Origin of the sequence: Rhodococcus sp. T7, from assembly GCF_009872365.1 — a bacterium.
In the GTDB taxonomy this organism is placed as follows: Bacteria; Actinomycetota; Actinomycetes; order Mycobacteriales; family Mycobacteriaceae; genus Rhodococcus_F.
The window spans coordinates 20,548-41,248 of the sequence record NZ_WXYH01000360.1 but is presented as its reverse complement, the minus strand read 5'-3'; the positions used below and the strand labels follow the sequence as shown (position 1 = coordinate 41,248).

General features: G+C 67.3%; 19 protein-coding genes, 1 tRNA gene and 1 pseudogene. 9 read left to right on the top strand and 12 right to left on the bottom strand.

Annotated features, from left to right (window positions below; translation table 11 throughout):
• The first annotated feature begins 87 nt into the window (after positions 1–87).
• From MLGJGCBP_RS37215 to MLGJGCBP_RS37205, 3 genes are all read left to right on the top strand, one after another.
• Positions 88–966 carry an acyl-CoA thioesterase gene (locus MLGJGCBP_RS37215; protein WP_087556310.1) on the top strand — a complete coding sequence of 293 codons (879 nt, stop codon included), beginning with the start codon at positions 88–90 and terminating at the stop codon, positions 964–966.
• Positions 967–1,071: 105 nt separating this feature from the next.
• A complete protein-coding gene (locus tag MLGJGCBP_RS37210; protein WP_087556311.1) occupies positions 1,072–1,317 on the top strand; it encodes a hypothetical protein in 246 nt (81 codons plus the stop codon).
• 198 nt (positions 1,318–1,515) lie between these two features.
• Positions 1,516–3,303: an ABC transporter ATP-binding protein/permease gene (locus tag MLGJGCBP_RS37205; protein ID WP_160102192.1), complete on the top strand. Its 1,788-nt coding sequence runs from the start codon at positions 1,516–1,518 to the stop codon at positions 3,301–3,303.
• Here MLGJGCBP_RS37205 and MLGJGCBP_RS37200 read toward each other — a convergent pair.
• From MLGJGCBP_RS37200 to MLGJGCBP_RS37190, 3 genes are all read right to left on the bottom strand, one after another.
• On the bottom strand, positions 3,230–4,327 hold the full coding sequence (locus MLGJGCBP_RS37200) for a DUF4185 domain-containing protein (RefSeq protein WP_160102190.1): 1,098 nt from the start codon (positions 4,325–4,327) through the stop codon (positions 3,230–3,232). The genes MLGJGCBP_RS37205 and MLGJGCBP_RS37200 overlap by 74 nt on opposite strands.
• A gap of 43 nt (positions 4,328–4,370) precedes the next feature.
• Positions 4,371–4,874, bottom strand: a complete 504-nt coding sequence (locus MLGJGCBP_RS37195; RefSeq protein WP_087556314.1) for an SRPBCC family protein — start codon at positions 4,872–4,874, stop codon at positions 4,371–4,373.
• Positions 4,875–4,978: 104 nt separating this feature from the next.
• The gene (locus MLGJGCBP_RS37190) at positions 4,979–5,854 is read right to left on the bottom strand and encodes a sigma-70 family RNA polymerase sigma factor (RefSeq protein WP_160102188.1); all 876 of its coding nucleotides are present in this window, start codon (positions 5,852–5,854) and stop codon (positions 4,979–4,981) included.
• Between the two features lie 135 nt (positions 5,855–5,989).
• On the opposite strand from MLGJGCBP_RS37190, the gene MLGJGCBP_RS37185 reads away from it, so the two are divergent.
• Positions 5,990–6,445 carry a carboxymuconolactone decarboxylase family protein gene (locus tag MLGJGCBP_RS37185; RefSeq protein ID WP_160102186.1) on the top strand — a complete coding sequence of 152 codons (456 nt, stop codon included), beginning with the start codon at positions 5,990–5,992 and terminating at the stop codon, positions 6,443–6,445.
• 82 nt (positions 6,446–6,527) lie between these two features.
• Here the strand turns inward: MLGJGCBP_RS37185 and MLGJGCBP_RS37180 are convergent.
• Positions 6,528–6,601, bottom strand: a tRNA-Leu gene (locus MLGJGCBP_RS37180).
• Between the two features lie 100 nt (positions 6,602–6,701).
• Here MLGJGCBP_RS37180 and MLGJGCBP_RS37175 point away from each other — a divergent pair.
• Complete coding sequence (locus tag MLGJGCBP_RS37175) at positions 6,702–7,331, top strand: ANTAR domain-containing response regulator (RefSeq protein ID WP_087556317.1); 630 nt, start codon at positions 6,702–6,704, stop codon at positions 7,329–7,331.
• A 54-nt stretch (positions 7,332–7,385) separates the two neighbouring features.
• On the opposite strand, the gene MLGJGCBP_RS37170 is transcribed toward MLGJGCBP_RS37175, so the two are convergent.
• A complete protein-coding gene (locus tag MLGJGCBP_RS37170) occupies positions 7,386–8,225 on the bottom strand; it encodes an oxidoreductase (RefSeq protein WP_160102184.1) in 840 nt (279 codons plus the stop codon).
• Between the two features lie 107 nt (positions 8,226–8,332).
• Between MLGJGCBP_RS37170 and MLGJGCBP_RS37165 the strand changes: the two genes are divergently transcribed.
• Together MLGJGCBP_RS37165 and MLGJGCBP_RS37160 are read left to right on the top strand one after the other, a co-directional pair.
• Positions 8,333–8,893 carry a TetR family transcriptional regulator gene (locus MLGJGCBP_RS37165; RefSeq protein WP_160102182.1) on the top strand — a complete coding sequence of 187 codons (561 nt, stop codon included), beginning with the start codon at positions 8,333–8,335 and terminating at the stop codon, positions 8,891–8,893.
• A gap of 166 nt (positions 8,894–9,059) precedes the next feature.
• Positions 9,060–10,382: an ABC transporter substrate-binding protein gene (locus MLGJGCBP_RS37160; protein WP_087556320.1), complete on the top strand. Its 1,323-nt coding sequence runs from the start codon at positions 9,060–9,062 to the stop codon at positions 10,380–10,382.
• 69 nt (positions 10,383–10,451) lie between these two features.
• Here MLGJGCBP_RS37160 and MLGJGCBP_RS37155 read toward each other — a convergent pair whose 3' ends face one another.
• Genes MLGJGCBP_RS37155 through MLGJGCBP_RS37140 form a run of 4 tightly spaced genes read right to left on the bottom strand, consistent with a single transcriptional unit; the run spans position 10,452 to position 14,619 of the window.
• Positions 10,452–11,246, bottom strand: coding sequence for an ABC transporter ATP-binding protein (locus tag MLGJGCBP_RS37155; protein ID WP_087556321.1), 795 nt, complete (start codon positions 11,244–11,246; stop codon positions 10,452–10,454).
• Complete coding sequence (locus MLGJGCBP_RS37150) at positions 11,243–12,262, bottom strand: ABC transporter ATP-binding protein (protein ID WP_087556322.1); 1,020 nt, start codon at positions 12,260–12,262, stop codon at positions 11,243–11,245. The genes MLGJGCBP_RS37155 and MLGJGCBP_RS37150 overlap by 4 nt, the downstream gene beginning before the upstream one ends.
• Positions 12,255–13,244, bottom strand: a complete 990-nt coding sequence (locus tag MLGJGCBP_RS37145; RefSeq protein WP_087556323.1) for a branched-chain amino acid ABC transporter permease — start codon at positions 13,242–13,244, stop codon at positions 12,255–12,257. Before MLGJGCBP_RS37145 ends, MLGJGCBP_RS37150 begins: the two co-directional genes overlap by 8 nt.
• A gap of 4 nt (positions 13,245–13,248) precedes the next feature.
• Positions 13,249–14,619 (bottom strand): branched-chain amino acid ABC transporter permease, encoded by a 1,371-nt coding sequence (locus MLGJGCBP_RS37140; protein WP_160102180.1) that lies wholly within the window; start codon positions 14,617–14,619, stop codon positions 13,249–13,251.
• Positions 14,620–14,844: 225 nt separating this feature from the next.
• Here MLGJGCBP_RS37140 and polA point away from each other — a divergent pair, with 225 nt between their 5' ends.
• Positions 14,845–17,589: a DNA polymerase I gene (gene polA / locus MLGJGCBP_RS37135; RefSeq protein ID WP_160102178.1), complete on the top strand. Its 2,745-nt coding sequence runs from the start codon at positions 14,845–14,847 to the stop codon at positions 17,587–17,589.
• 40 nt (positions 17,590–17,629) lie between these two features.
• On the opposite strand, the gene trxA is transcribed toward polA, so the two are convergent.
• Both trxA and MLGJGCBP_RS37125 read right to left on the bottom strand, forming a co-directional pair.
• The gene (gene trxA / locus MLGJGCBP_RS37130; RefSeq protein WP_005247443.1) at positions 17,630–17,998 is read right to left on the bottom strand and encodes a thioredoxin; all 369 of its coding nucleotides are present in this window, start codon (positions 17,996–17,998) and stop codon (positions 17,630–17,632) included.
• A gap of 70 nt (positions 17,999–18,068) precedes the next feature.
• A pseudogene (locus MLGJGCBP_RS37125) lies at positions 18,069–19,039 on the bottom strand (helix-turn-helix domain-containing protein).
• A gap of 221 nt (positions 19,040–19,260) precedes the next feature.
• On the opposite strand from MLGJGCBP_RS37125, the gene MLGJGCBP_RS37120 reads away from it, so the two are divergent.
• Positions 19,261–20,166: a DMT family transporter gene (locus tag MLGJGCBP_RS37120; RefSeq protein WP_087556327.1), complete on the top strand. Its 906-nt coding sequence runs from the start codon at positions 19,261–19,263 to the stop codon at positions 20,164–20,166.
• Here MLGJGCBP_RS37120 and MLGJGCBP_RS37115 read toward each other — a convergent pair whose 3' ends face one another.
• On the bottom strand, positions 20,167–20,688 hold the full coding sequence (locus MLGJGCBP_RS37115; RefSeq protein ID WP_160102194.1) for a 2'-5' RNA ligase family protein: 522 nt from the start codon (positions 20,686–20,688) through the stop codon (positions 20,167–20,169).
• Positions 20,689–20,701 lie beyond the last annotated feature (13 nt).

The following is a 20,701-nucleotide window of genomic DNA, read 5'->3' as shown; positions in this document are numbered from 1 at the left end:
GTCGTGATCGTGGCGGGGTCGCCGCCGGGCACCGTAGGCTCGACCAACCTGATCCACGTCCACAGAATCGGCGAAGAGGACCACTAGGTGAGCGAAGTCGCGGCGAAGACCGATCTCCAGACCCTGCTCGAACTTCTCGACCTCGAGAAGACCGGGGAGGACACGTACCGAGGTCGGCATCCCGCGCAGGTGGGTAGCCGGACGTTCGGCGGCCAGTTGATCTCCCAGGCACTGGTCGCCGCCGGCCGCACCGTCAGCGGCGAGCGCGCCGTGCACGCGGTCAACGCCCACTTCATCCGCGGCGGAAACGTCAAGGAACCCATCGAATACCGCGTCGAGCGGCACCGCGACGGCCGGGCATTCGCGAATCGCCAGGTCACGGCGCTGCAGAACGGTCAAGAACTGTTCGTCATGCTGGCGGCGTTCCAGGACTGGGGCAAGGGTCTCGAGCACGCGGTCGAGGTGCCCGACGTCCCGTTCCCGGACACGCTGCCGCCGCTCGGCGACCACTTCCAGGGTTACGAAGACCGGCTGAAGATGTTCGTCGACGCGCTCAAGCCGATCGACATGCGGTACGCGAACGACCCGTCGTGGATCATGAAGGGCACGGGGGAGAAACTCACCCACAACCGGGTCTGGATGAAATCGGACGGCGACCTCCCGGACGACCCGCTCATCCACGTAGCCGTCATGGGCTACTCGTCGGACACCACGGTCCTGGACTCCATCATCACCACCCACGGATTGTCGTGGGGGCTGGACCGGATCGTCGCGGCCACCGTGAACCATTCCGTCTGGTTCCACCGGCCGTTCCGCTTCGACGACTGGACGCTGTACGCCACCGAATCGCCGGTCGCGGCAGGTTCCCGCGGTCTCGCGACGGGGCGCTTCTTCTCCCTCGAAGGGGAGTTGCTGGCGACGGTGGTCCAGGAGGGTCTCATCCGGCACTTCCCGCCGCGCCAATAGCGGCGCTGCCATTGTGTTGCCACCGAACGGCTTTGAACGGTAGTTCAACCGGTGGCCGCGGCGTAGGGTCGGTCTGGAATCTCCGAAACGGAACGGACGTGCAACATGAGCGCAGACGAACCCGAGAAGAAGACCGACCGGCCGGCCGAGAGCGAAGTTCCCGTGCCCGACGACGAGGCGCTCGCCGAAGCCAGGAAGAAGGTGGAGGAGATCGACGCCCGCTACGAACCGGGTGCCCGCGAGACGGTCGTCCTGCCCGGCTCCGACGGCACGGTGTCGGGAACCGCCTTCGACGACTACGTCGACGACGAAGGCAATTTGAAAGAGCCCGAACCCGATAAGGACTCGTAGACCCCAGTCGCCAGGGTCCGTTCTCCTCACCCGATGTCCCACCCGCGCGGCCGAAACCGCACAAATGGGACATCGGGTGATTTGTGTCTTCCGGGTCGACGCGTGTCCTGCGCGGATCTCTCGCCCATCACCGACGTCCGGGGTTAGACTTCGCCATCTTTTCTGGTGAGTTTCACCTCGTGATCGGGGATATGGGTCGTGGACTGGAACAACGTCGTATGGGACAGCTCGATGTGGCTGCTCAAGGCCTACGTCATGACTGTCGTCGCGTTCGTCGTCGTGGTGATACTGCTCGCGCGGTTCACCAAATGGGGTAGGCAGTTCTGGCGCTTCGCCGCGCCGTACTTCGATCCGCGGCGCAGCCTCAAGCCGTTGACCATCCTGGCGGTGCTGTTGCTGTCGACGGTCTTCGCGGTGCGGATGACGGTGCTGTTCTCCTACTGGTACAACGACTTCTACGATTCGATCCAGAACCTGGACGAGACGGCCTTCTGGCACTTCCTCCGCGTGTTCGCCATCCTGGCGACGGTCCACGTGGTCCGTGCCCTCGTCGAGTACCTGATCGGGCAGACCCTCGACATCGACTGGCGTACCTGGCTCAACCACCATCTCGTCGACGACTGGCTCGACAGCCGTGCCTACTACCGCGACCGCTTCCTCGGCGACGCGATCGACAACCCGGATCAGCGCATCCAGGCCGACATCACCAACTTCGTGACCACGTCCCGCTCGCTGTCGATGGGCGCGGTGACCGCGGTGCTGTCGATCGTGTCGTTCACCGGAATCCTGTGGGACCTGTCCGGCCCGATGACCGTGTTCGGCGTCGAGATCTCGCGGGCGATGATCTTCCTCGTCTACATCTACGTGCTGGTGACCACGGTGGTGGCGTTCTGGATCGGCAAGCCCCTCATCAAGCTGAACTTCCTCAACGAGAAACTCGGCGCCAACTTCCGTTACGCGCTGATCCGGGTGCGGGAGTACGGCGAGAGCATCGCGTTCTACCGCGGCGAGAACGTCGAGCGGCGCACCCTCGCCGGACGGTTCGCGGACGTCATCCGGAACATGTGGCAGATCGTCTTCCGGACGTTGAAGTTCAGCGGCTGGAACCTCACCGTCAACCAGACGGCGGTCATCTTCCCGTTCCTCGTGCAGGGTCCGCGGCTGTTCACCGGCCAGGTGTCGCTCGGTGACGTGATGCAGACGTCGCAGGCCTTCGGGCAGGTCCACGACTCGCTGTCCTTCTTCCGCGAGTCGTACGCCGACTTCGCCAGTTTCCGCGCGACCCTCATCCGCCTCAACGGTCTGGCCAACGACAACCTGCACGCCGCCGAACTTCCGGTCCTGAAGACCGGCAAGTCGGGCGACGATCTGCAGGTAGAGAAGCTGGACGTGCGCATCCCGACGGGGGAGACCCTCATCGAGGGCCTCGCGCTCACCGTGACTCCCGGGCAGTCGCTGCTGGTCAAGGGAGCGTCGGGCTCGGGCAAGACCACGCTGCTCCGCACCCTCGCCGACCTGTGGCCGTACGCCGACGGCACGGTGTCGCGGCCCTCGGGGGAAGCCATCTTCCTGTCCCAGCGCCCGTACCTACCTCTCGGGTCGCTGCGCACCGCACTGGCCTACCCGAAGGAGCCGACGGCGTCCGACGACGTCGTGCGTGGTGCACTGTCGAGGGTGTCCCTCGGCAACCTGGGTGATCGGCTCGACGAGACCGCCGACTGGACGCGGATCCTGTCGCCGGGCGAGCAGCAGCGTCTCGCGTTCGCGCGGGTGCTGATCGCCCGTCCCGCGGTGATCTTCCTCGACGAGGCCACGTCGGCGATCGACGAGGGCCTAGAGCACACCCTCTACACGCTGCTCAGGACCGAACTCCCCGACAGCATCGTGGTCAGCGTCGGGCACCGGAGCACCCTCAACCAGTTCCATTCCCGTGGTGTGGAACTCGAAGGGGAAGGGCGGTGGACGGAGTCGGAGCTCGTGAAGTGACCGGCACGTCCAGCCGGGTGGTGAACTGCAGCACGCGATAGGGATCCCCAGTCGTGGTGTTCCATTGCGACACAAGAAGATGCAGCTCGTCCAGCGTGGACGCCGGATGGATGTATCCGCCGTAGATCTGCGCCCACGTGCCGTCCGCGGCTCCCCAGTCGCCGCCGGCGACCTGCACCGTCGGTTCCGACCACAGTCCGTCGATGTGCCGCGCCGTGCGGGTGACGATCGCGTAGGCGGTCGGGTCGAAGTAGGCGAGGACCCAGGTGCCCTCGATCCGCCGCAGGCACATCTCCCCGACGGGTCCCGGCAGGATCGGGGTCGCGGGTTGTCCCCACGCCCATCCCGTGCCGCGGTCCCAGCCCCAGTCTTCGTACGCTCCGGGTTCGAGAATGCGCGCCTCGGGGACTCGGCGCAGGATCATTCCACCCGGATTGGTGCGGTCGAACGCGCTCGAGACGACGTAGACGTAGCCGTCGTGCCGTTCCATGGTCCACAGTTGGTCCAGCGACCCGCCGCGGTTGTCCCAGCGCGCGCATGTCCGGTGCCAATGCTCGCCGCCGTCGTCGGACCACGCCAGATACGTGAAGTTCGTCGGCCACGCCTGCGACGCCCACGAGTGCACACTGACGACGGACAGATACGTCCGGTCGCCGATGGTGACGGCGTCCGCCGGAACGACTGTGAACTCGCTGCCCGCCGACTCCCGGTGGGGTGATTCGCCGTCGTCGTGCGCGTTCGGGAGGATCTCCCTCGCCGTCCGCCCGCCTGCGGCGGAGTCGAATTCGATGCCGCCGCGGGGGTCGGTTGTGGTGGAGCGCAACATCACGGGACTCCGCCACCCCCGGCCGCTCCGGCCGCGCGAGCTGAACGTGTCGCCGAAGAAGAACGCGACCCGGCCGTCGGCCAGGCACACCGGACAGCCGAGGTCGGTGCCGCGCACACCCCATCGCCGTGTCGCCTCCCCGGTGACCTCCTGCACGAAGGTTGCTGCCGGTGTGGTGGTGCTGCCCGGGATACGCACTCCCTACTGTCGGCGAATTCGGGTGGTCAGGGAAGTCGGTTGATCAGGACGTCTTGCGGTAGGACTCGGCGAGTTCGTCGGCCCGATCCCACAGCGACCAATCGACTTCGCGGCCGTCCAGTTGCGCTTCGACGACCTCGAGCCCTGCGTGCCAGCCTGCGGCGTGCGCGTAGGCGGATTCTTCTTCTTCCACGGTGTGGGTGAGCGTCAGCCAGCAGCCGCCGCTGCCGTCGGGAACGAGTTCCCAGTGCAGCGTCTCGGCGTCCCACAGGTATTCGAGGATGTGCGCGGGATGCACCGAGATGACCGTTCCGGTGGTGGTCTGATCTGCGGGCAGTCCGAATCGGCTCACCTGTTCCGGTGTGACCCGGAAGACGAGTTCGGCCCCCGGGGTGAGGTCGAAGTCGACGTCGGCAGGAAACCAGACCTTCAGGTACTGCGGGTCGGTGAGAACACGCCACACCTTCTCCGGCGAGTGCGAGAGCGCTTGCTGGAATCGAAGGGCTACCCGCCCGTCGTAGGTGAAAGTGACGGTGCCGAGCTCCATGGGTGACCTCCGTGCTCGAGGGCGTACCTGTCCCACCATGGTACTGGCAGGACGCCGCAGATCCCCAGGATCGGGCACAAAAAACCGCCGCTACCTGCGCGTCGTCAGGCGTCGCCGGGGGAGATACCCAGACGCTGCAGACGGACCGGGTCGGCGAGGATGTCGATCCGGACGATCTTCCCGGCCGCGACGGTGAACGCCATGACCGAGAACGTCTTCCCGTCGGGTGCGGTCACCACCCCGGGCGTGCCGTTCACCAGGGCGAGCCGCCCGAAATGAGCGAAACGCGAGAACGTGAGGGCCTGCTCGCCCACGGCACGGGCTCCGCACACCATGTCGGATCCGTCGGCGCCGCGGTCGGCCCGCAGGACGATGTCCGGGTCGAGCAGGGCCAGGAGGTCGTCGAACCTGCCGCCCCGCGAGGCGGTCATGAATGCCTCGACCACCTCGCGCTGCCGGGTCGGGTCGGTCTCCGGGGCAGGCCCCGATCCCTGGACTCGCCGCCGTGCCCGGCTCGCGAGTTGCCGGGTCGCGGCGGGCGTGCGGTCGGCGATCGGGGCGATCTCGTCGAAGGACAGGGCGAACATGTCGTGCAGCACGAAGGCGAGCCGCTCGGCTGGCGTCAGCGTGTCGAGAACCACCAGCAGCGCGAGACCGACGGAGTCGCCCAGCACCGCCTCGTTCTCGGGATCGGTCCCGTCCACCTCGCGCACGATCGGATCCGGAACATGGACCTCCAGGGGATCCTCGCGCCGCGCCTTGCGGGACCGGAGCATGTCGAGGCAGACCCGCCCGACGACCGTCGTCAGCCAACCACGCAGATTCTGCACCTCGGACGTCTCGGCCCGGCTGAGCCGCAGCCAGCCCTCCTGCACGGCGTCCTCCGCCTCGCTTGTCGAGCCGAGCATCCGGTACGCGACCGCCGACAGATGCGTCCGGTTCTCCTCGAATCGGTGCGCCAGAACTTGAATCTCGTCCATCCGTCACATTCTCCCGTCCCGGTTCGTCATGTCGATGAGAAGGAGAAACAGGAGAAACAAAACCAGCCGGTGTGACCTCACACCACCGACCACCCGAATACCCCACCATCCAAACAACCTTGGAGGCAGGCAAGCATGAAAGCCCGGATGACCAACCCCGCGATGATCGTTCCCGACGCCATGAAGTCTCTGCTGGCGCTGGGGAAGGCCACGACGAAAGCGAACGTGCCGCCGGTGACCCACGCCCTCGTGCACCTGCGGTCGAGCCAGATCAACGGCTGCAGCGTGTGCGTGGACATGTATGCGGGTGAGTTGGAGAAGGAAGGCGAGACCAACCAGCGGATCTTCGCGGTGGCAGCGTGGCGGGAGGCCCCGTACTTCAGTGACGCCGAACGTGCGGCTCTCGCGTTGGCCGAGTCGATGACCCGGCTGAGCGATCGACCGGACCCGGTCCCGGACGAGGTGTGGGACGAGGCCGCCCGGCACTACGACGAGGAGCAACTCGCGTCGCTGGTGCTGTCGATCGCCGGCGTCAACCTGTGGAACCGCATCAACGCCGCCACCCGGCAGGTAGCGGGCGGGCAGTGGTGAGGCACACGCCGTAACAGGGGTGAGATGCGAATCGCAGGTCAGAGAATGCATCTGACCTGCGATCGCGGGATGATCCCGGCGGTGCCCTCGGTGAGACTCGAACTCACACTGGACGGGTTTTGAATCCGTTTCCTCTGCCAATTGGGATACGAGGGCGTGTTGCGCTGTACCACTGTAGAAGATCGCCGTCGGGAGTCAACCACCGGTACCCTTCTAACGTTCGCTCCCCGCGCCGGGGTCGTCCGAGCAGAGGAGAATGGTGGCCATGAACGCTCCCCAGCAGCAAGGTGTGCCGTCGCAGCCGCGACGGGTCGTGGTGGCCGAGGACGAGGCGCTGATCAGGCTCGATCTGGTCGAGATGCTGAGGGAAGAGGGCTACGACGTGGTCGGTGAGGCGGGGGACGGGCAGGCCGCCGTCGACCTGGCGGTGGAGCTGAAACCCGACCTCGTGATCATGGACGTGAAGATGCCCCGCCGCGACGGCATCGATGCGGCCTCGGAGATCGCGGCGAAACGTATTGCGCCCGTGGTCATTCTCACAGCGTTCAGTCAGCGCGAGCTGGTGGAGCGGGCGCGCGACGCCGGTGCGATGGCCTATCTCGTCAAGCCGTTCTCCACGGCCGACCTGGTACCCGCGGTCGAGTTGGCGGCGAGCCGGTTCAAGGAGGTGACCGCGCTCGAGCGGGAGATCTCCGATCTGTCCGAGCGCCTCGAGACCCGCAAGATCGTCGAGCGGGCCAAGGGCGTGCTGATGGAAAAGCAGTCCTTGACCGAGCCCGAAGCGTTCAAGTGGATCCAGCGGGCCGCGATGGACCGCCGGTCGACGATGAAGGCGGTCGCGCAGGTGGTGCTCGAGACCCTCGGCGGCGAAGCCCCCACGATCTGACCCCGTGAGATCGGCGGCAGCGGGCACGTTTTCGCGTCTTTCGCCGGAAGGGAGTCAGCCGCCGGCGGGGAAGTCCGCGGAGCGGCTGACATCGGCCCACGCGAGGGCCTCGGCGGCGCGTTCGCGGGACGACTTCTCGGCCATCTCGACGGCGCCGGCCCCGAGCAGCAGGCGCAGTGGGGCGTCCTCGGCGGCAACCACATCCATGATGATCCGAGCGGCCCGCGCCGGGTCTCCCGGCTGGGTGCCGTCGGAGTCCTCCCGGTAGCGGTTCATCGCGCCGACCGTCGCCTCGTAATCGGGCCCGACAGAGCTTCGTTGCATCGACGAGCCCTGCCAGTCGGTGCGAAACGCCCCGGGTTCCACGATGAGCACCTTCACCCCGAACGGTCTCACCTCGGCCGCCAGCACTTCGGAGAACCCTTCGACGGCGAACTTCGCGGCCTGGTACGCGCTCAGCCCGGGCGTGCCGCCGACGCGGCCTCCGACGGAGGAGAATTGCACGAAGCAGCCGCTGCGCTGCTCGCGCAGGATCGGCAGTGCGGCCCGGGTGACGTTCACGACGCCGAAGAAGTTGGCATCGACCTGCTGCCGGAAGTCGTCGTCGGTCATCTCCTCGATCGGGACGCTGTTGGCGTAGCCGGCGTTGTTCACCACGACGTCGAGTCCGCCGAACTCGGCGACCGCGGTCGCGACGGCCGTGCGGGCGGCCGCGGCGTCGGTGACGTCCAGGGCGACCGTCCGAACCCGGTGGCCGAACGCGTCGATCAGGTCGGTGAGCTGTTCGGGCTTGCGGGCGGTGGCGACGACGTTGTCGCCACCGCGCAGGACCGCGGTCGTGAGTTCCCGGCCGAACCCGCGTGAACTACCGGTGATGAGCCAGGTTTTGGCCATGAGAGGTCCCGTTTCTGCTTGCAACTGACTGGTTGGATGCTTACGGATCCATGGAACACCCGCGCGGCGAAGCTGTCAACCAACTGGTTAGTTGATAGCCTGGACGCATGGTCCGTGATGCAGAGGCAACGAAGAAACGACTGCTTGACGCAGCGGCGGCCGAGTTCGCCGAATTCGGTATCGCCGGGGCGCGGGTCGACCGCATCGCCCTCGCCGCCAAGGCGAACAAGTCGATGATCTACGCGTACTTCGGCGACAAGGGGCAACTGTTCGACGCCGTCTTCGCCGCCCACGTGGTGGCGTTCACCGAGCAGGTGCGCTTCGACGCCACCGACCTCCCGGGCTACGCGGGACGCTCGTTCGACCTGTACGAGGACAACCCGGCGACACTGCGGCTCGCCACCTGGTACCAGCTCGAACGGCCCGAGGGAGAACCGCTCCAGGTGGTGGTCGCGTCCAACCGGTCGAAGCTCGCCGACATCGAGCGAGCGCAGAAAAGTGGTGTGCTGCCAACCCGATTCACGCCGGTGGAGTTGCTCGCCGTCGTCCGGTCCGTCGCGATGTCCTGGCACACACAGACCCCGGAACTCGGCGCGTCGGCGCCCGCGGACCGGGCCCGCCGGCGTCGGGTGGTGGTCGAGTCCGTGCGCCTTCTCCTCGGCGCCTGACGCCCGCCACGCTACGGCCGCGTAAACACTCGCCGTATTCAGATCACAGTAAGGTCACGAGCCCTTGCGGACCGATCGCGAAAGCCGCCGGACCGCTAGGGTCTGATCCCACAGCGGACGCCAACTCGGGTGGCGCCCGTACACAGGTGATCTAAGGAGAGTTTGGATGGCTAGACGGACCCTCGTGCGGGCGGCCGCGGTTCTCGGCGCGGCATCTCTCGCACTGGCAGGTTGTAGTTCGGACAGTGGCGACGACTCCGCGAGCGGGAGTGGCAGCTCTGCCTCGGCCACCACGGTTTCCACCGACTGCACCCCCGAAAAAGCGGCGGCAGCGGGTGCCCCGTCCACGGCGCCGCTGAAGATCGGCACCCTGCTCCCCGACACGGGAAGCCTCTCCTTCCTCGGACCGCCGATGGTGGCGGGCACCCAGCTCGGCGTCAACGACGTCAACGCGGCAGGCGGGGTTCTCGGCCAGCCCGTCCAGCTGATTCCCGGCGACTCGGGCGACACCACCACCGACACCGCGAACACCACCGTGGACCGGGAACTGGCCGCAGGCACCCAGGTGATCATCGGTGCGGCGTCGTCGTCGGTGTCGCTGAAGGTCATCGACAAGGTGTCCAGCGCCGGAGTCGTGATGTTCTCCCCGGCCAACACGTCCGACCAGTTCGTCTGCTACCCGGACAAGGGGCAGTACTTCCGCACCGCCCCCACCGACGTGCTGCAGGCTCAGGCTGTGTCGCAACTCATCTCGGACGACGGCGGTCAGCGCGTGTCGATCCTGGCCCTCAACGACCCGTACGGCACCGGGCTCGCCGACAACATCCAGAAGAACCTCGTCGACGCGGGCATCCCCGAGGACCAGATCCAGAAGATCATCTACGACCCCAACGCGCAGTCGTTCAACTCCGAGGTCGACCAGGTGAAGGACTTCGCCCCGGACGCCGTCGCCGTGGTCGGATTCGAGGAGTCGGCCAAGATCATCACCCGTATGCACGAGGTCGGCATCGGCCCGTCCGACGGCATGAAGGTCTACGGCGTGGACGGCAACATGGGTAACGCACTCGGCGAGTCGGTGGCCGCACCGCTGCTCGACGGCATGCAGGGCACCACACCGCTCACCGACGTCGGCCCCGCCTTCCAGGATCGACTCAAGGCCATCAACCCGGGCTTGATCGACTTCAACTACGCCGGTGAGTCCTACGACGCCGTCGTCATTTCCGCGCTCGCAGCGGAAGCGGGGAAATCGACGGCAGGCCGCGACATCGCCGCGAACATCAACAACGTCACCGAGGGCGGCACGCCGTGCACGTCGTACCAGGAATGCCTGCCGCTCGTGCAGGCCGGAACGGACATCGACTACAACGGCATCACCGGCAAGCTCGACTTCGCCGCCGCAGGCGAGCCGTCCATCGGCTCGTACGGCAAGCTGAAGTTCGGCGCCGACAACAAACTGACGACGGACGGGTACATCGTCGTCGGCGGGTGATCGCACTGCTCTGAAACGAACTGTGGGCCAGGGAAACCTGGCCCACAGTCGTGTCCGGAACCGCCGGGACTACTTCTTCTCCTGGCTGCCCGCGAGGGTCCCGAGGTACAACTCGATCACCTTCGGGTCGTGCATCAGGTTGGGCCCCGAGTCGGTGTACGCGTTGCGGCCCTGGTCGAGGACGTAACCGCGGTCGCAGATCTGCAGGCACCGCCGGGCGTTCTGTTCCACCATGATCACCGAGACGCCCGCCGCGTTGATCCTCTTGCAGCGGATGAACACCTCGTCCTGGAACATCGGGGAGAGTCCGGCGGACGGCTCGTCGAGCAGCAGTACGGACGGATCCATCATCAGAGCCCGGCCCATGGCGACCATCTGCCGCTCACCGCCGGACAGGGCGCCCGCCTTCACCTTCTTCCGCTCGACGAGCAGTGGGAACAGGTCGCCGACGAACGCGAACCTCTCCGCGAAGAGCTTGGGGCGCAGATACATCCCCATCTCGAGGTTTTCCTCGATGGTGAGCGAGGGAAAGACGTTCTGCGTCTGCGGGACGTAGCCGACGCCCTTCTGCACGAGCACGTGGGCGGGTTTGGACGTGATGTCCTCGCCGCGCAGGGTCACCGAGCCCTCCCGCACCGGGATCAACCCGAACAACGACTTCAGGAGCGTGGACTTCCCGGCGCCGTTGGGGCCGATGATGCCGACGATCTCCCCCTCGCGCAGGAAGAAATTGCATTCGCGGAGGATGTTGACGCCGGGGATGTAGCCGGCCACCACACCGTCCGCGCGGACGAGGGCACCCTCGGCGAGCCGGGCGTGCTCCTCGGGGGTGGCCGCGAATTCTGCCGGGGTCGGTTCGGTCATGGGTTCTCACGCCTCAGCTCGGTGATGTCGGGTTCGGAGAGGTCGCCGCCGGTCCCGAGGGTTTCGGCCTCGGCGCTCTCGAGTGCCTCGGCGAGGACGGCGGTCGCGCCCACCGGATTCCCCTCGTCGTCGAATTCGAGTGCCTGATCGTGGTGGCTCCCGAGGTACGCGTCGACGACCGCGGTGTTCGACGAGAGGTGTTCCGGGGTGGACTCGGCGATCACGCTGCCCTGCGCCATCACCACCACCCAGTCGCTGATGTCGCGGATGACGTCCATGTCGTGCTCGACGAACACGACGGTCATGCCCTCGTCCCGAAGCGATTTGATGTGGCCGAGCAGACTCTGGGTGAGTGCCGGGTTCACCCCGGCCATCGGCTCGTCGAGCATCACGACGGTCGGCTCGGTCATCAGCGCCCGCGCCATCTCGAGCAGCTTGCGCTGACCGCCGGACAGCGAACCGGCGAGGTCGTCGGACTTGGTGTCGAGTTTGAACCGTGCGAGCAGTTCGTTCGCCCGTTCGGTGACGGCCCGTTCCTGCGCCTTCCACGTCCACGGCAGCAGCGTGTTGACGATCCGCTCGCCGCGCTGCCCGGTGGCGCCGAGCCGCACGTTGTCGAGCACCGTCAGCTTCGACAGCGCCTTCGTCAGCTGGAACGTGCGGACGACGCCGCGGCGGGCCACCTGGTGCGGATACATCCGGCCGAGCGACTGGCCGTCCATCGACCATGTGCCGCTGTCCGGCCGGTCGAAACCGGTGAGCAGGTTGAACAGGGTGGTCTTGCCCGCCCCGTTCGGACCGATCAGTCCGGTGATGCAGCCGCGCTGGATCTCCAGATGCGCCACATCGACGGCCTTGAGCCCGCCGAACGTCCGGGACACGTTGTCGACGAGGAGGATCGGGTCGGGTTTGGCTGCGCCGGGGGAGTGCGGGACGTCGGTGAAGATCGAGGCCCGTTCCTCGGCGGTAAGCACGCTGTCGGTCTGCAGATGATCCGGCAGTCTGTGGTCAGGCATTGAGCTGCACCTCCCGCTTGTTGCCCAGTATGCCCTGCGGCCGGAAGACCATCAGCACCGCGATCATGATGCCGAGCAGGACGAACCTCATGGCCCCGACCTGCTGTTCGGTCAGCGGCAGCAGCGGATCCGGACCGGAGATGGCCTGGCGCAGCAGTGCGTCCGGGATGGCCAGCAGGAACCAGAACAGCATCGCTCCGACCACCGGTCCGAAGACGGTGGCCGCGCCGCCGAGGATGAGGGCGCCGAACGCGAAGAACGTCTGGGCGGTGGAGTAGAAGTCGGGGTTGATCGACTTGGTCTGCAGTGCGTTGAACACACCGCCGAGCCCGCCGATCATGCCGCCGAGGACCAGCGCCTGCATCTTGTAGACGAAGACGTTCTTGCCGAGGGCGCGCGCGGCGTCCTCGTCCTCGCGGACGGCCTTGAGGACGCGGCCCCACGGGCTGTGTGTGAGGAGGTACACGAATCCGCACAGCACGAGGACGAGGGTCCAGCCGACGACCATCGACCACAGGTCGTCGCCGTAGAACTTCACGCCGAGGAAGTTGTACTGCTTACCGGAGTCGAACGGGCTGAGCGTGGTGAACGGATCGGCGAAGCCGAACAGGCCGTTGGTTGATCCGGTGATCGAATCCGAAGCGGTGGAGCGGAATATCAGCCGCAGGATCTCGGACGCGGCGATCGTGACGATGGCGAGATAGTCGGCCCGCAACCGCAGCGTCGGGATACCGAGGACGACGGCCAGCAACCCGGCGGCGGCGAGACCGACGAGGATGCCGACCCACAGCGGCTGCTGGTAGGTGACGGTCATGATCCCGACGCCGTAGCCGCCGAGCAGTGCGAAACCGATCTGACCGAAGTTCAGCAGCCCGGCGTAACCGAAGTGCAGGTTGAGGCCGATCGCCAGCAGCGCGTAGAAGATCGCGGACGGGCCGATCAGCTGGGCGAGCGAGACCTGGAGTGCTCCTGTGATGTCCATGCCCTCACCCGATCCTTTGCCGGCTGCCGAGAATGCCCTGAGGCCGGACGACCAGGATGACGATCAAGATGAGCAGTCCTCCGATGTACTTGAGGTCGGGGTTGATCACCAGCGTCGACAGCTGGACGAGCAGACCGACGATCACACAGCCGAGCAGCGCGCCGTAGGCGGTGCCGAGTCCGCCGAGCGTGATGCCGGCGAACATCAGCAGCAGGAGTTTGAAACCCATCTCCCACTGCACGCGGCCCCCGAGTTCGGAGATGCCGAACAGCACGCCGCCGAGCGCGGCCAGGCCGCCGCCGAGCCCCCACACGAAGCGGATCACCCGTTCGACGTCGATGCCGGAGGACGCGGCCAGGTCGCGGTTGTCGGACACGGCGCGCATGGCCTTGCCGATGCGCGTCTTCTGCAGCAGCAGGGCAACTCCGACGAGGACGACGAGGCTGATCGCGATGCACACGAGGTTGGCGTCGGTGATCGCGATCGGACCCCAGTGCCTCTCCACCTGCGCCTGGTAGTCGACGAACGGCTCCGCGCGATCGGAGAAGAAGATCAGGATCAGGTAGCGCAGGGAGATCGCGAGTCCGATCGACACCACCAGCTGGGCTATCAGACCGGTCTTGCGTTTTCGCAGCGGTTTCCAGATCGCGGCGTTGTTGAGTAGGCCGATCAGGATCCCCACGAACACCGCGAGGATGGTCGCCGGGATCAGCTGCACACCGAACGTCACGTTGATGACCCACGCCGCGACCGCGCCGAGAGTGACGAGTTCGCCGTGCGCGAAGTTCGTCAAACCGGTGGTGCCGTAGATCAGGCTCAGCCCGACACCGGCGATGGCGATGACGAGACCGAAGCGGAGTCCGTCGATGGTCTGGCGGATCAGCTTCTCGTAGAACGGGACCGCGGAACCGGTGCGGGCCTCGCCGAACGAGAAGATCACCGTGTTGGCGCGACCGGCCACCACCTCACGCTCCACCGTGCCCTGCACGCTGACGTCGTCGGGCAGGGAGTCCGCGACGATCTCGAACGTGTACGTGCCGGGCGCGAGCTGGAGCTCCCAGCGGCCGTTCGACTCCGACGTCGCCTTCGCGACCTCGGTGCCCGAGGAGTCGAGGGCGCGCACCTCGACGTCCGCGAGCCGTTCGCCTGCGTTGTTGAGATTGCCGCTGACCCGCACCGCGTTCGCCGGCGGCGCCGGTTGCTGACTGGTCGCGGTCGGTGGGGCCGGCGGCGTGGGTTCCTGCGCCGCCGCGGGACCGCCGAAGGCGATCGCCGCGACGAGGCCGAGCAGGACGAGGACGAACGCACGGCCGAGTTGCCGGGTGACCGGACCTCGTCTCGTGTGTTTCCTCGCGGATGTCGGTCGCGTCCTCACTGCTGGGAGTCGCTTCCTCACGGTTGGGGCCACGCAGGTCCTCCGGGGACGTGTAGTCGGTCAGGAACGTGCGGCGACGGGCAGGGCTACCGCCCGTGCCGCAATTTCCGGACTCTAACGGCTCCGGTCGCGCGAAATGGGGTTCTCGGATTTCCGGCACGTTTCGGTTGGGTATCGAACCATCCGGCTGATCGGTGTCGGATCCGCTCCCTAGACTGGGCAACCGTGAGCCCTGCAACCACCCCCCGGTCCACCACGTCCCCCGCGTCCGGCGCAGCCGCGCCGTCCGACGATCGCCCCACCCTGATGCTGCTCGACGGCCATTCGCTGGCCTTCCGTGCGTTCTACGCCCTGCCCGCCGAGAACTTCAAGACACACAGTGGTCAGGTCACCAACGCCGTCTACGGGTTCACGTCGATGTTGATCAACCTGCTGCGCGACGAACAGCCCACCCATGTGGCGGCGGCGTTCGACGTGTCCCGGCAGACGTTCCGGGCCGAGAAGTTCCCCGAGTACAAGGCCAATCGCAGCACGGCCCCGGACGAGTTCAAGGGGCAGGTCGAGATCACGAAGGACGTCCTCGGGGCCCTCGGCATCCCGGTGATGGCAGAGCAGGGGTTCGAGGCCGACGACATCATCGCCACGCTCACCACCCAGGCGGAGGTACTCGGGTACCGCGTCCTCGTGGTGACCGGCGACCGGGACTCGCTCCAGCTGGTCACCGACGGGGTGACGGTGCTCTACCCGAAGAAGGGCGTCTCGGACCTCACCCGGTTCACGCCTGCGGCGGTCGAGGAGAAGTACGGGCTCACACCTGCGCAGTACCCCGACTTCGCGGCCCTGCGCGGCGACCCGAGCGACAACCTGCCGGGTATACCGGGTGTGGGGGAGAAGACCGCCACCAAGTGGATCAGGGAGTACGGCGATCTCGTCGGGCTGGTCGACAACGTCGACAAGGTTCGCGGCAAGGTCGGTGACGCGCTGCGGGAGAACCTGCCGAACGTCCTGCTCAACCGGGAGCTCACCGAGATGGTGCGCGACGTCCCGCTGCCCTACACCCCGGATCAGCTGATGCTCGCGCAGTGGGATCGGGAGAAGATCCACGCGTTGTTCGACGACCTCGAGTTCAAGGTGCTGCGCGACCGGCTGTTCGCCACGCTGGCCCCGGTCGAAGCCGAGGCGGAGGAGGGCTTCGAGGTGCGCGGCAGTGCGCTCGAACCGGGTGCGGTCGCGGACTGGCTGTCGGCGCACGCGTCGACGGGCGAGCGGTCCGGTGTGTCGGTGGTCGGTACTCGCACCCCGTACGGCGGCGACGTGACGGCGATCGCTATCGCGTCCGCCGACGGCGAGGGCGCGTACATCGCCACCGCGTCCGCCACCCCGGAGGACGAGAAGGCGCTCGGCGACTGGCTCGCGGACGCGGATCAGCCCAAGGCCCTGCACGAGGCCAAGTGGGCGATGCACGCGCTGCGCGGACGCGGCTGGGTGCTCGGCGGTCTCACCAGCGACACCGCGCTCGCGGCGTACCTGGTGCGCCCCGGGCAGCGGACGTTCAACCTCGACGACCTGTCGCTGCGCTACCTGCGCAGGGAACTGCGGGTGGAGGAGACCGGGCAGGAGCAGCTGTCGCTGCTCGACGACGCCGACCAGGTCGACGCCGAAGCCGCCGAGACCGAGATTCTCAGTGCCCGCGCCGTCCTCGACCTCGCGGCCGCGCTCGACACGGAACTCGAGAACATCGAGTCGACGGCCCTGCTGTCCGAGATGGAGTTGCCGCTGCTGGCAGTGCTGGCCGACATCGAGGCGTCCGGCATCGCCGTCGACGGCGACCACCTGCACGACCTGCAGAGCCGGTTTGCGGCCGAGGTGTCCGAGGCGGCGGAGGCGGCCTACGGGGTCATCGGCAAGCAGATCAACCTCGGGTCACCGAAGCAACTGCAGGTCGTGCTGTTCGACGAGCTGGAGATGCCCAAGACGAAGAAGACGAAGACCGGCTACACCACGGACGCCGAGGCGTTGCAGAACCTGTTCGAGAAGACGTCGCACCCGTTCCTCGAGCACCTTCTCGCGCACCGCGACGCGACGCGGCTGAAGGTGACCGTCGACGGTCTGCTGAAGACGGTCGCCGAGGACGGGCGGATCCACACCACGTTCAACCAGACGGTCGCCGCCACCGGCCGGCTGTCGTCGACGGAGCCCAACCTGCAGAACATCCCGGTCCGCACGGACGCGGGCCGTCAGATCCGCGACGGGTTCGTCGTCGGCGAGGGCTTCGACTCGCTGCTCACCGCCGACTACAGCCAGATCGAGATGCGGATCATGGCCCACGTGTCCGGCGACGAGGGCCTGATCGAGGCGTTCAACACCGGCGAGGATCTGCACAGCTTCGTCGGCGCCCGCGCATTCGGAGTGCCGATCGAGGAGGTCACGCCCGAACTGCGCCGCCGCGTGAAGGCGATGTCGTACGGGCTGGCGTACGGGCTCAGCGCGTTCGGTCTGGCGGCGCAGCTCAAGATCTCGACCGAAGAGGCCAAATCGCAGATGGAGGCGTACTTCGCCCGGTTCGGCGGGGTGCGTGACTACCTGCACGAGGTCGTCGAACAGGCCCGCAAGGACGGCTACACGTCGACGCTGTACGGGCGCCGCCGCTACCTGCCCGACCTCACCAGCGACAACCGCCAGCGGCGGGAGGTCGCCGAGCGGGCCGCACTCAACGCACCCATCCAGGGCACGGCCGCCGACATCATCAAGGTCGCGATGATCGACGTGCAGCGGTCACTGCGCGAGGCGGGACTGAAGTCGCGCATGCTGCTGCAGGTGCACGACGAACTGGTGCTCGAGGTCGTCGAAGCGGAACGGGACAGGGTGGAACAACTGGTCCGCGACAAGATGGCCTCGGCCATCGAGCTGTCGGTGCCGCTCGACGTGTCCGTCGGCACCGGTCGCAGTTGGGACGCCGCCGCACACTAGGCGACGGCGGTCCGCAGCCTGTTCGGCCGAGGCCCTCGCCCTATTCGGCGGGGGCCTGCTCGGCGATCTGCTTGCGCACCTCGTCCATGTCGAGGGCCTTGACCTGCGTGACCAGATCCTCGAGCGCCGCAGGCGGCAGCGCACCCGGCTGACTGAACACCAGCACACCCTCGCGGAACGCCATGATGGTGGGGATCGAGCGGATGTTCGCGGCGGCGGCGATGCCCTGTTCCGCCTCGGTGTCGACCTTGGCGTGCACGACGTCCGGGTGCTGCTCCGACGAGGCTTCGAAGGTGGGGGCGAAGGAGCGGCACGGTCCGCACCACGACGCCCAGAAGTCGACAAGTACGACGTCGTTGCCGGTCACGGTCTCGTCGAAGTTCTGCTGAGTCAGAGTCTTGGTGGCCACGAGGGTCCTTTCGATCGGTGGGTCTGCCTGTGCAACGCCGCGTCGCCGTCGATTCTTCCCTGCGGGTTCCTCAGCCGGTGCGCTCCGTGTCCCGGAACGTGCGGCGGTACGCCTGCGGGGTGGTGTGGCGCAGCCGCAGGAAATGCTGCCGCAGCACCGCGCCACCGCGAAAGCCGACGCGTTCGGCGATCACGTCGACCGAGAGGTCCGAGTTCTCGAGCAGGTGCTGCGCGGCCAGCACCCGCTGGTCGCCCAGCCAGCGGGCCGGCGTGGTCCCCGTCTCGGCCTGGAACCGTCTCGCGAACGTCCGCGGCGACATGTTGGCCTTGGCGGCCACCGCGGTCACCGTGAGGTCCAGGGCGAGGTGCTCGGTCATCCAGTCGAGCAGTGGCCCGAGCGTGTCGATCGTCGTCGACGGCAGCGGCATCGCCACGTACTGCGCCTGGCCGCCGTCGCGGTGCGGCGGGACGACCATGCGCCGGGCGATCACGTTGGCCACCTTGCTGCCCTGTTCCTTACGCACGATGTGCAGGCACAGGTCGATGCCGCGGCGGTGCCCGCGCTGGTCAGGACCGGATCGTCGTCGACGTAGAGGACGTTGGGGTCGACGGTGGCCGCCGGGTGGAGTTCGGCGAGCCGCCGGGCGTGCCGCCAGTGGGTGGTGCACTTGCGTCCGTCCAGCAGTCCGGCGGCGCCGAGCACGAACGCGCCGCTGCAGAGGCTGGCGATCTTGGCGCCGCGGTCCACCGCCGCCCGGAGTTTGCCGAGGAGCGGATCCATGTGCGAGGCGGGCTCCTTCGCGCACAGGTAGGAGCCGTCCTCCTCGGCGTAGGTGCCGCCCGCGGGAACGAGGATGAGGTCGGCGTCGTCGAGCCGGTCGAGGTCGTACGGGACGTCGATGCCGTATCCGAATCGGGTGCGGATGGGTTCCGGTGAGCCGGCGACGAGGGAGAAGTCGTAGGTGGGCAGGCCGTCGTCGGAACGGTGGAAACCGAACACCTCGCAGGCGACGCCGAGTTCGAACGCCTCGGTGAGCGGCATCAATGGCACGACGACCTTTTTCAGCACGAACCGAGTATGGCAGGAAAACGATCAACTATGTCGTTTCTGCCACTTTTGCTCGGGGGCCGAGGGAACCAGGCTGAAGGCATGACAATCCTGGTCGTGGTACTCCTCGTGTTCCTGGCGCTCGCTGCGCTGGCGCTCGCCGGCCGCACGCCCGACACGCACAACGAAGTCATCCAGCACGGAGACTTCCGGTTTTGAGAGGGAATCCGGCGGTCCAGTACGCGGGCACGGCGCTCGCCTGGGGTGCGAGTTTCCTCTTCATCAAAGTCGGCCTCGAGGGCCTGTCCTTCACCCAGGTCGTGCTGTGGCGACTCGTGTTCGGGGCGGTGACCCTCGGTGCCGTCCTCGGAATCACCCGGACGCGGTTGCCGCGCGAAGCGGCGACGTGGGCGCACCTGTCGGTGCTGGCCGTCGCGCAGTGCCTGCTGCCGTGGCTGCTGTTCAGCTGGGCCGAGCAGAGCATCAGTTCGGGGCTGGCCAGCATCTACAACGCCACCACACCGCTGATGACGATGTCGGTGGCCCTGGCATTCCTGCCGGGGGAGAAGCTCACGGACGCAAAGCTGTTCGGCCTCCTGCTCGGATTCACGGGTGTGGTCGTGGTGCTGGCGCCGTGGCAGTCGGGGATTCTCGGCAGCGTTCCCGCCCAACTCGCGTGCCTGGGTGCCACCGCGTCCTACGGCGTGGCGCTGGTCTACCTGAGGCGGTTCATCCTCCCGCGCGGCGTGAGCACACCGACCATCGCGTTCATGCAGGTGTCGATCGCCGCAGCCGTCATGGTTCTCGCCACACCGTGGGTCGCGAGCACACCGATGCACCTGACCCCCGCGATCGTCGCGTCGATGATCGGGCTCGGGGCGTTCGGCACGGGACTGGCGTTCGTGTGGAACACGAACGTGGTGCGCGGCTGGGGACCCACCGCGGCGTCCACCGTCACTTACCTGACCCCGGTGGTCGGCGTGGTGCTCGGCGCGGTCGCACTCGACGAGCACATCTCCTGGAACCAGCCGGTCGGGGCGCTCGCGGTGATCGCGGGAATCGTCGTCACCCAACGGTCTTCGCGACGGGCCGCCGCGACGATCGCCGCGCACACACCGTGATCACGGGGGTGCCGTGACCACCCACTCGCGTTTGGCGTCCCCGTCCCACCGGCGCACCACCGACGCCCGGCCGATGATGTCGCCGCCGTCGAGCAGCCGCGCGGCCTCCGCGATCTGATCCGCCGGGAGCCGACGCGCGAGGGTCACGTGCGGCGTCCACTCGCCGGGGCGGATGTGCGGCGTGACCTCTGTGGCGTGCTCCGCGAGATCGAACACGCTGCGGTGCAGAGACAGCAGGGCCTTCGACGGCACCACCAACCGGGACAACGTGACGTGCCTGCCGCCGAACATCACGAGCCCGCCCAGCCGGATGTGGAACGAGGGCGTCGCGATCCGGCGGCCCAGCAGTTCGTCGATCTCGGGTGGGATGTGGCGTGCGACGAACAGGGTGATGTGGGGCCGATTCGATTCGGCGCGAACCCGGGTGCGGCTGGGCATCCCCGCATCCCACAGGCGTTGCCACTCGGCGCGCACGGCAACGTCGGTCGCCTCGTCGAACAGCAGTTCCACCGACTGGACCATGGTAGGCAATGAT

Coding starts and splice junctions, on each gene's coding strand:
- MLGJGCBP_RS37150 (WP_087556322.1), bottom strand. CDS start 12,262: ATGCCTGACCACAGACTGCCGGATCATCTGCAGACCGACAGCGTGCTT.
- MLGJGCBP_RS37165 (WP_160102182.1), top strand. CDS start 8,333: ATGGTCCGTGATGCAGAGGCAACGAAGAAACGACTGCTTGACGCAGCG.
- MLGJGCBP_RS37190 (WP_160102188.1), bottom strand. CDS start 5,854: ATGGACGAGATTCAAGTTCTGGCGCACCGATTCGAGGAGAACCGGACG.
- MLGJGCBP_RS37195 (WP_087556314.1), bottom strand. CDS start 4,874: ATGGAGCTCGGCACCGTCACTTTCACCTACGACGGGCGGGTAGCCCTT.
- MLGJGCBP_RS37155 (WP_087556321.1), bottom strand. CDS start 11,246: ATGACCGAACCGACCCCGGCAGAATTCGCGGCCACCCCCGAGGAGCAC.
- MLGJGCBP_RS37210 (WP_087556311.1), top strand. CDS start 1,072: ATGAGCGCAGACGAACCCGAGAAGAAGACCGACCGGCCGGCCGAGAGC.
- MLGJGCBP_RS37160 (WP_087556320.1), top strand. CDS start 9,060: ATGGCTAGACGGACCCTCGTGCGGGCGGCCGCGGTTCTCGGCGCGGCA.
- MLGJGCBP_RS37145 (WP_087556323.1), bottom strand. CDS start 13,244: ATGGACATCACAGGAGCACTCCAGGTCTCGCTCGCCCAGCTGATCGGC.
- MLGJGCBP_RS37115 (WP_160102194.1), bottom strand. CDS start 20,688: ATGGTCCAGTCGGTGGAACTGCTGTTCGACGAGGCGACCGACGTTGCC.
- MLGJGCBP_RS37185 (WP_160102186.1), top strand. CDS start 5,990: ATGAAAGCCCGGATGACCAACCCCGCGATGATCGTTCCCGACGCCATG.
- MLGJGCBP_RS37175 (WP_087556317.1), top strand. CDS start 6,702: ATGGTGGCCATGAACGCTCCCCAGCAGCAAGGTGTGCCGTCGCAGCCG.
- MLGJGCBP_RS37170 (WP_160102184.1), bottom strand. CDS start 8,225: ATGGCCAAAACCTGGCTCATCACCGGTAGTTCACGCGGGTTCGGCCGG.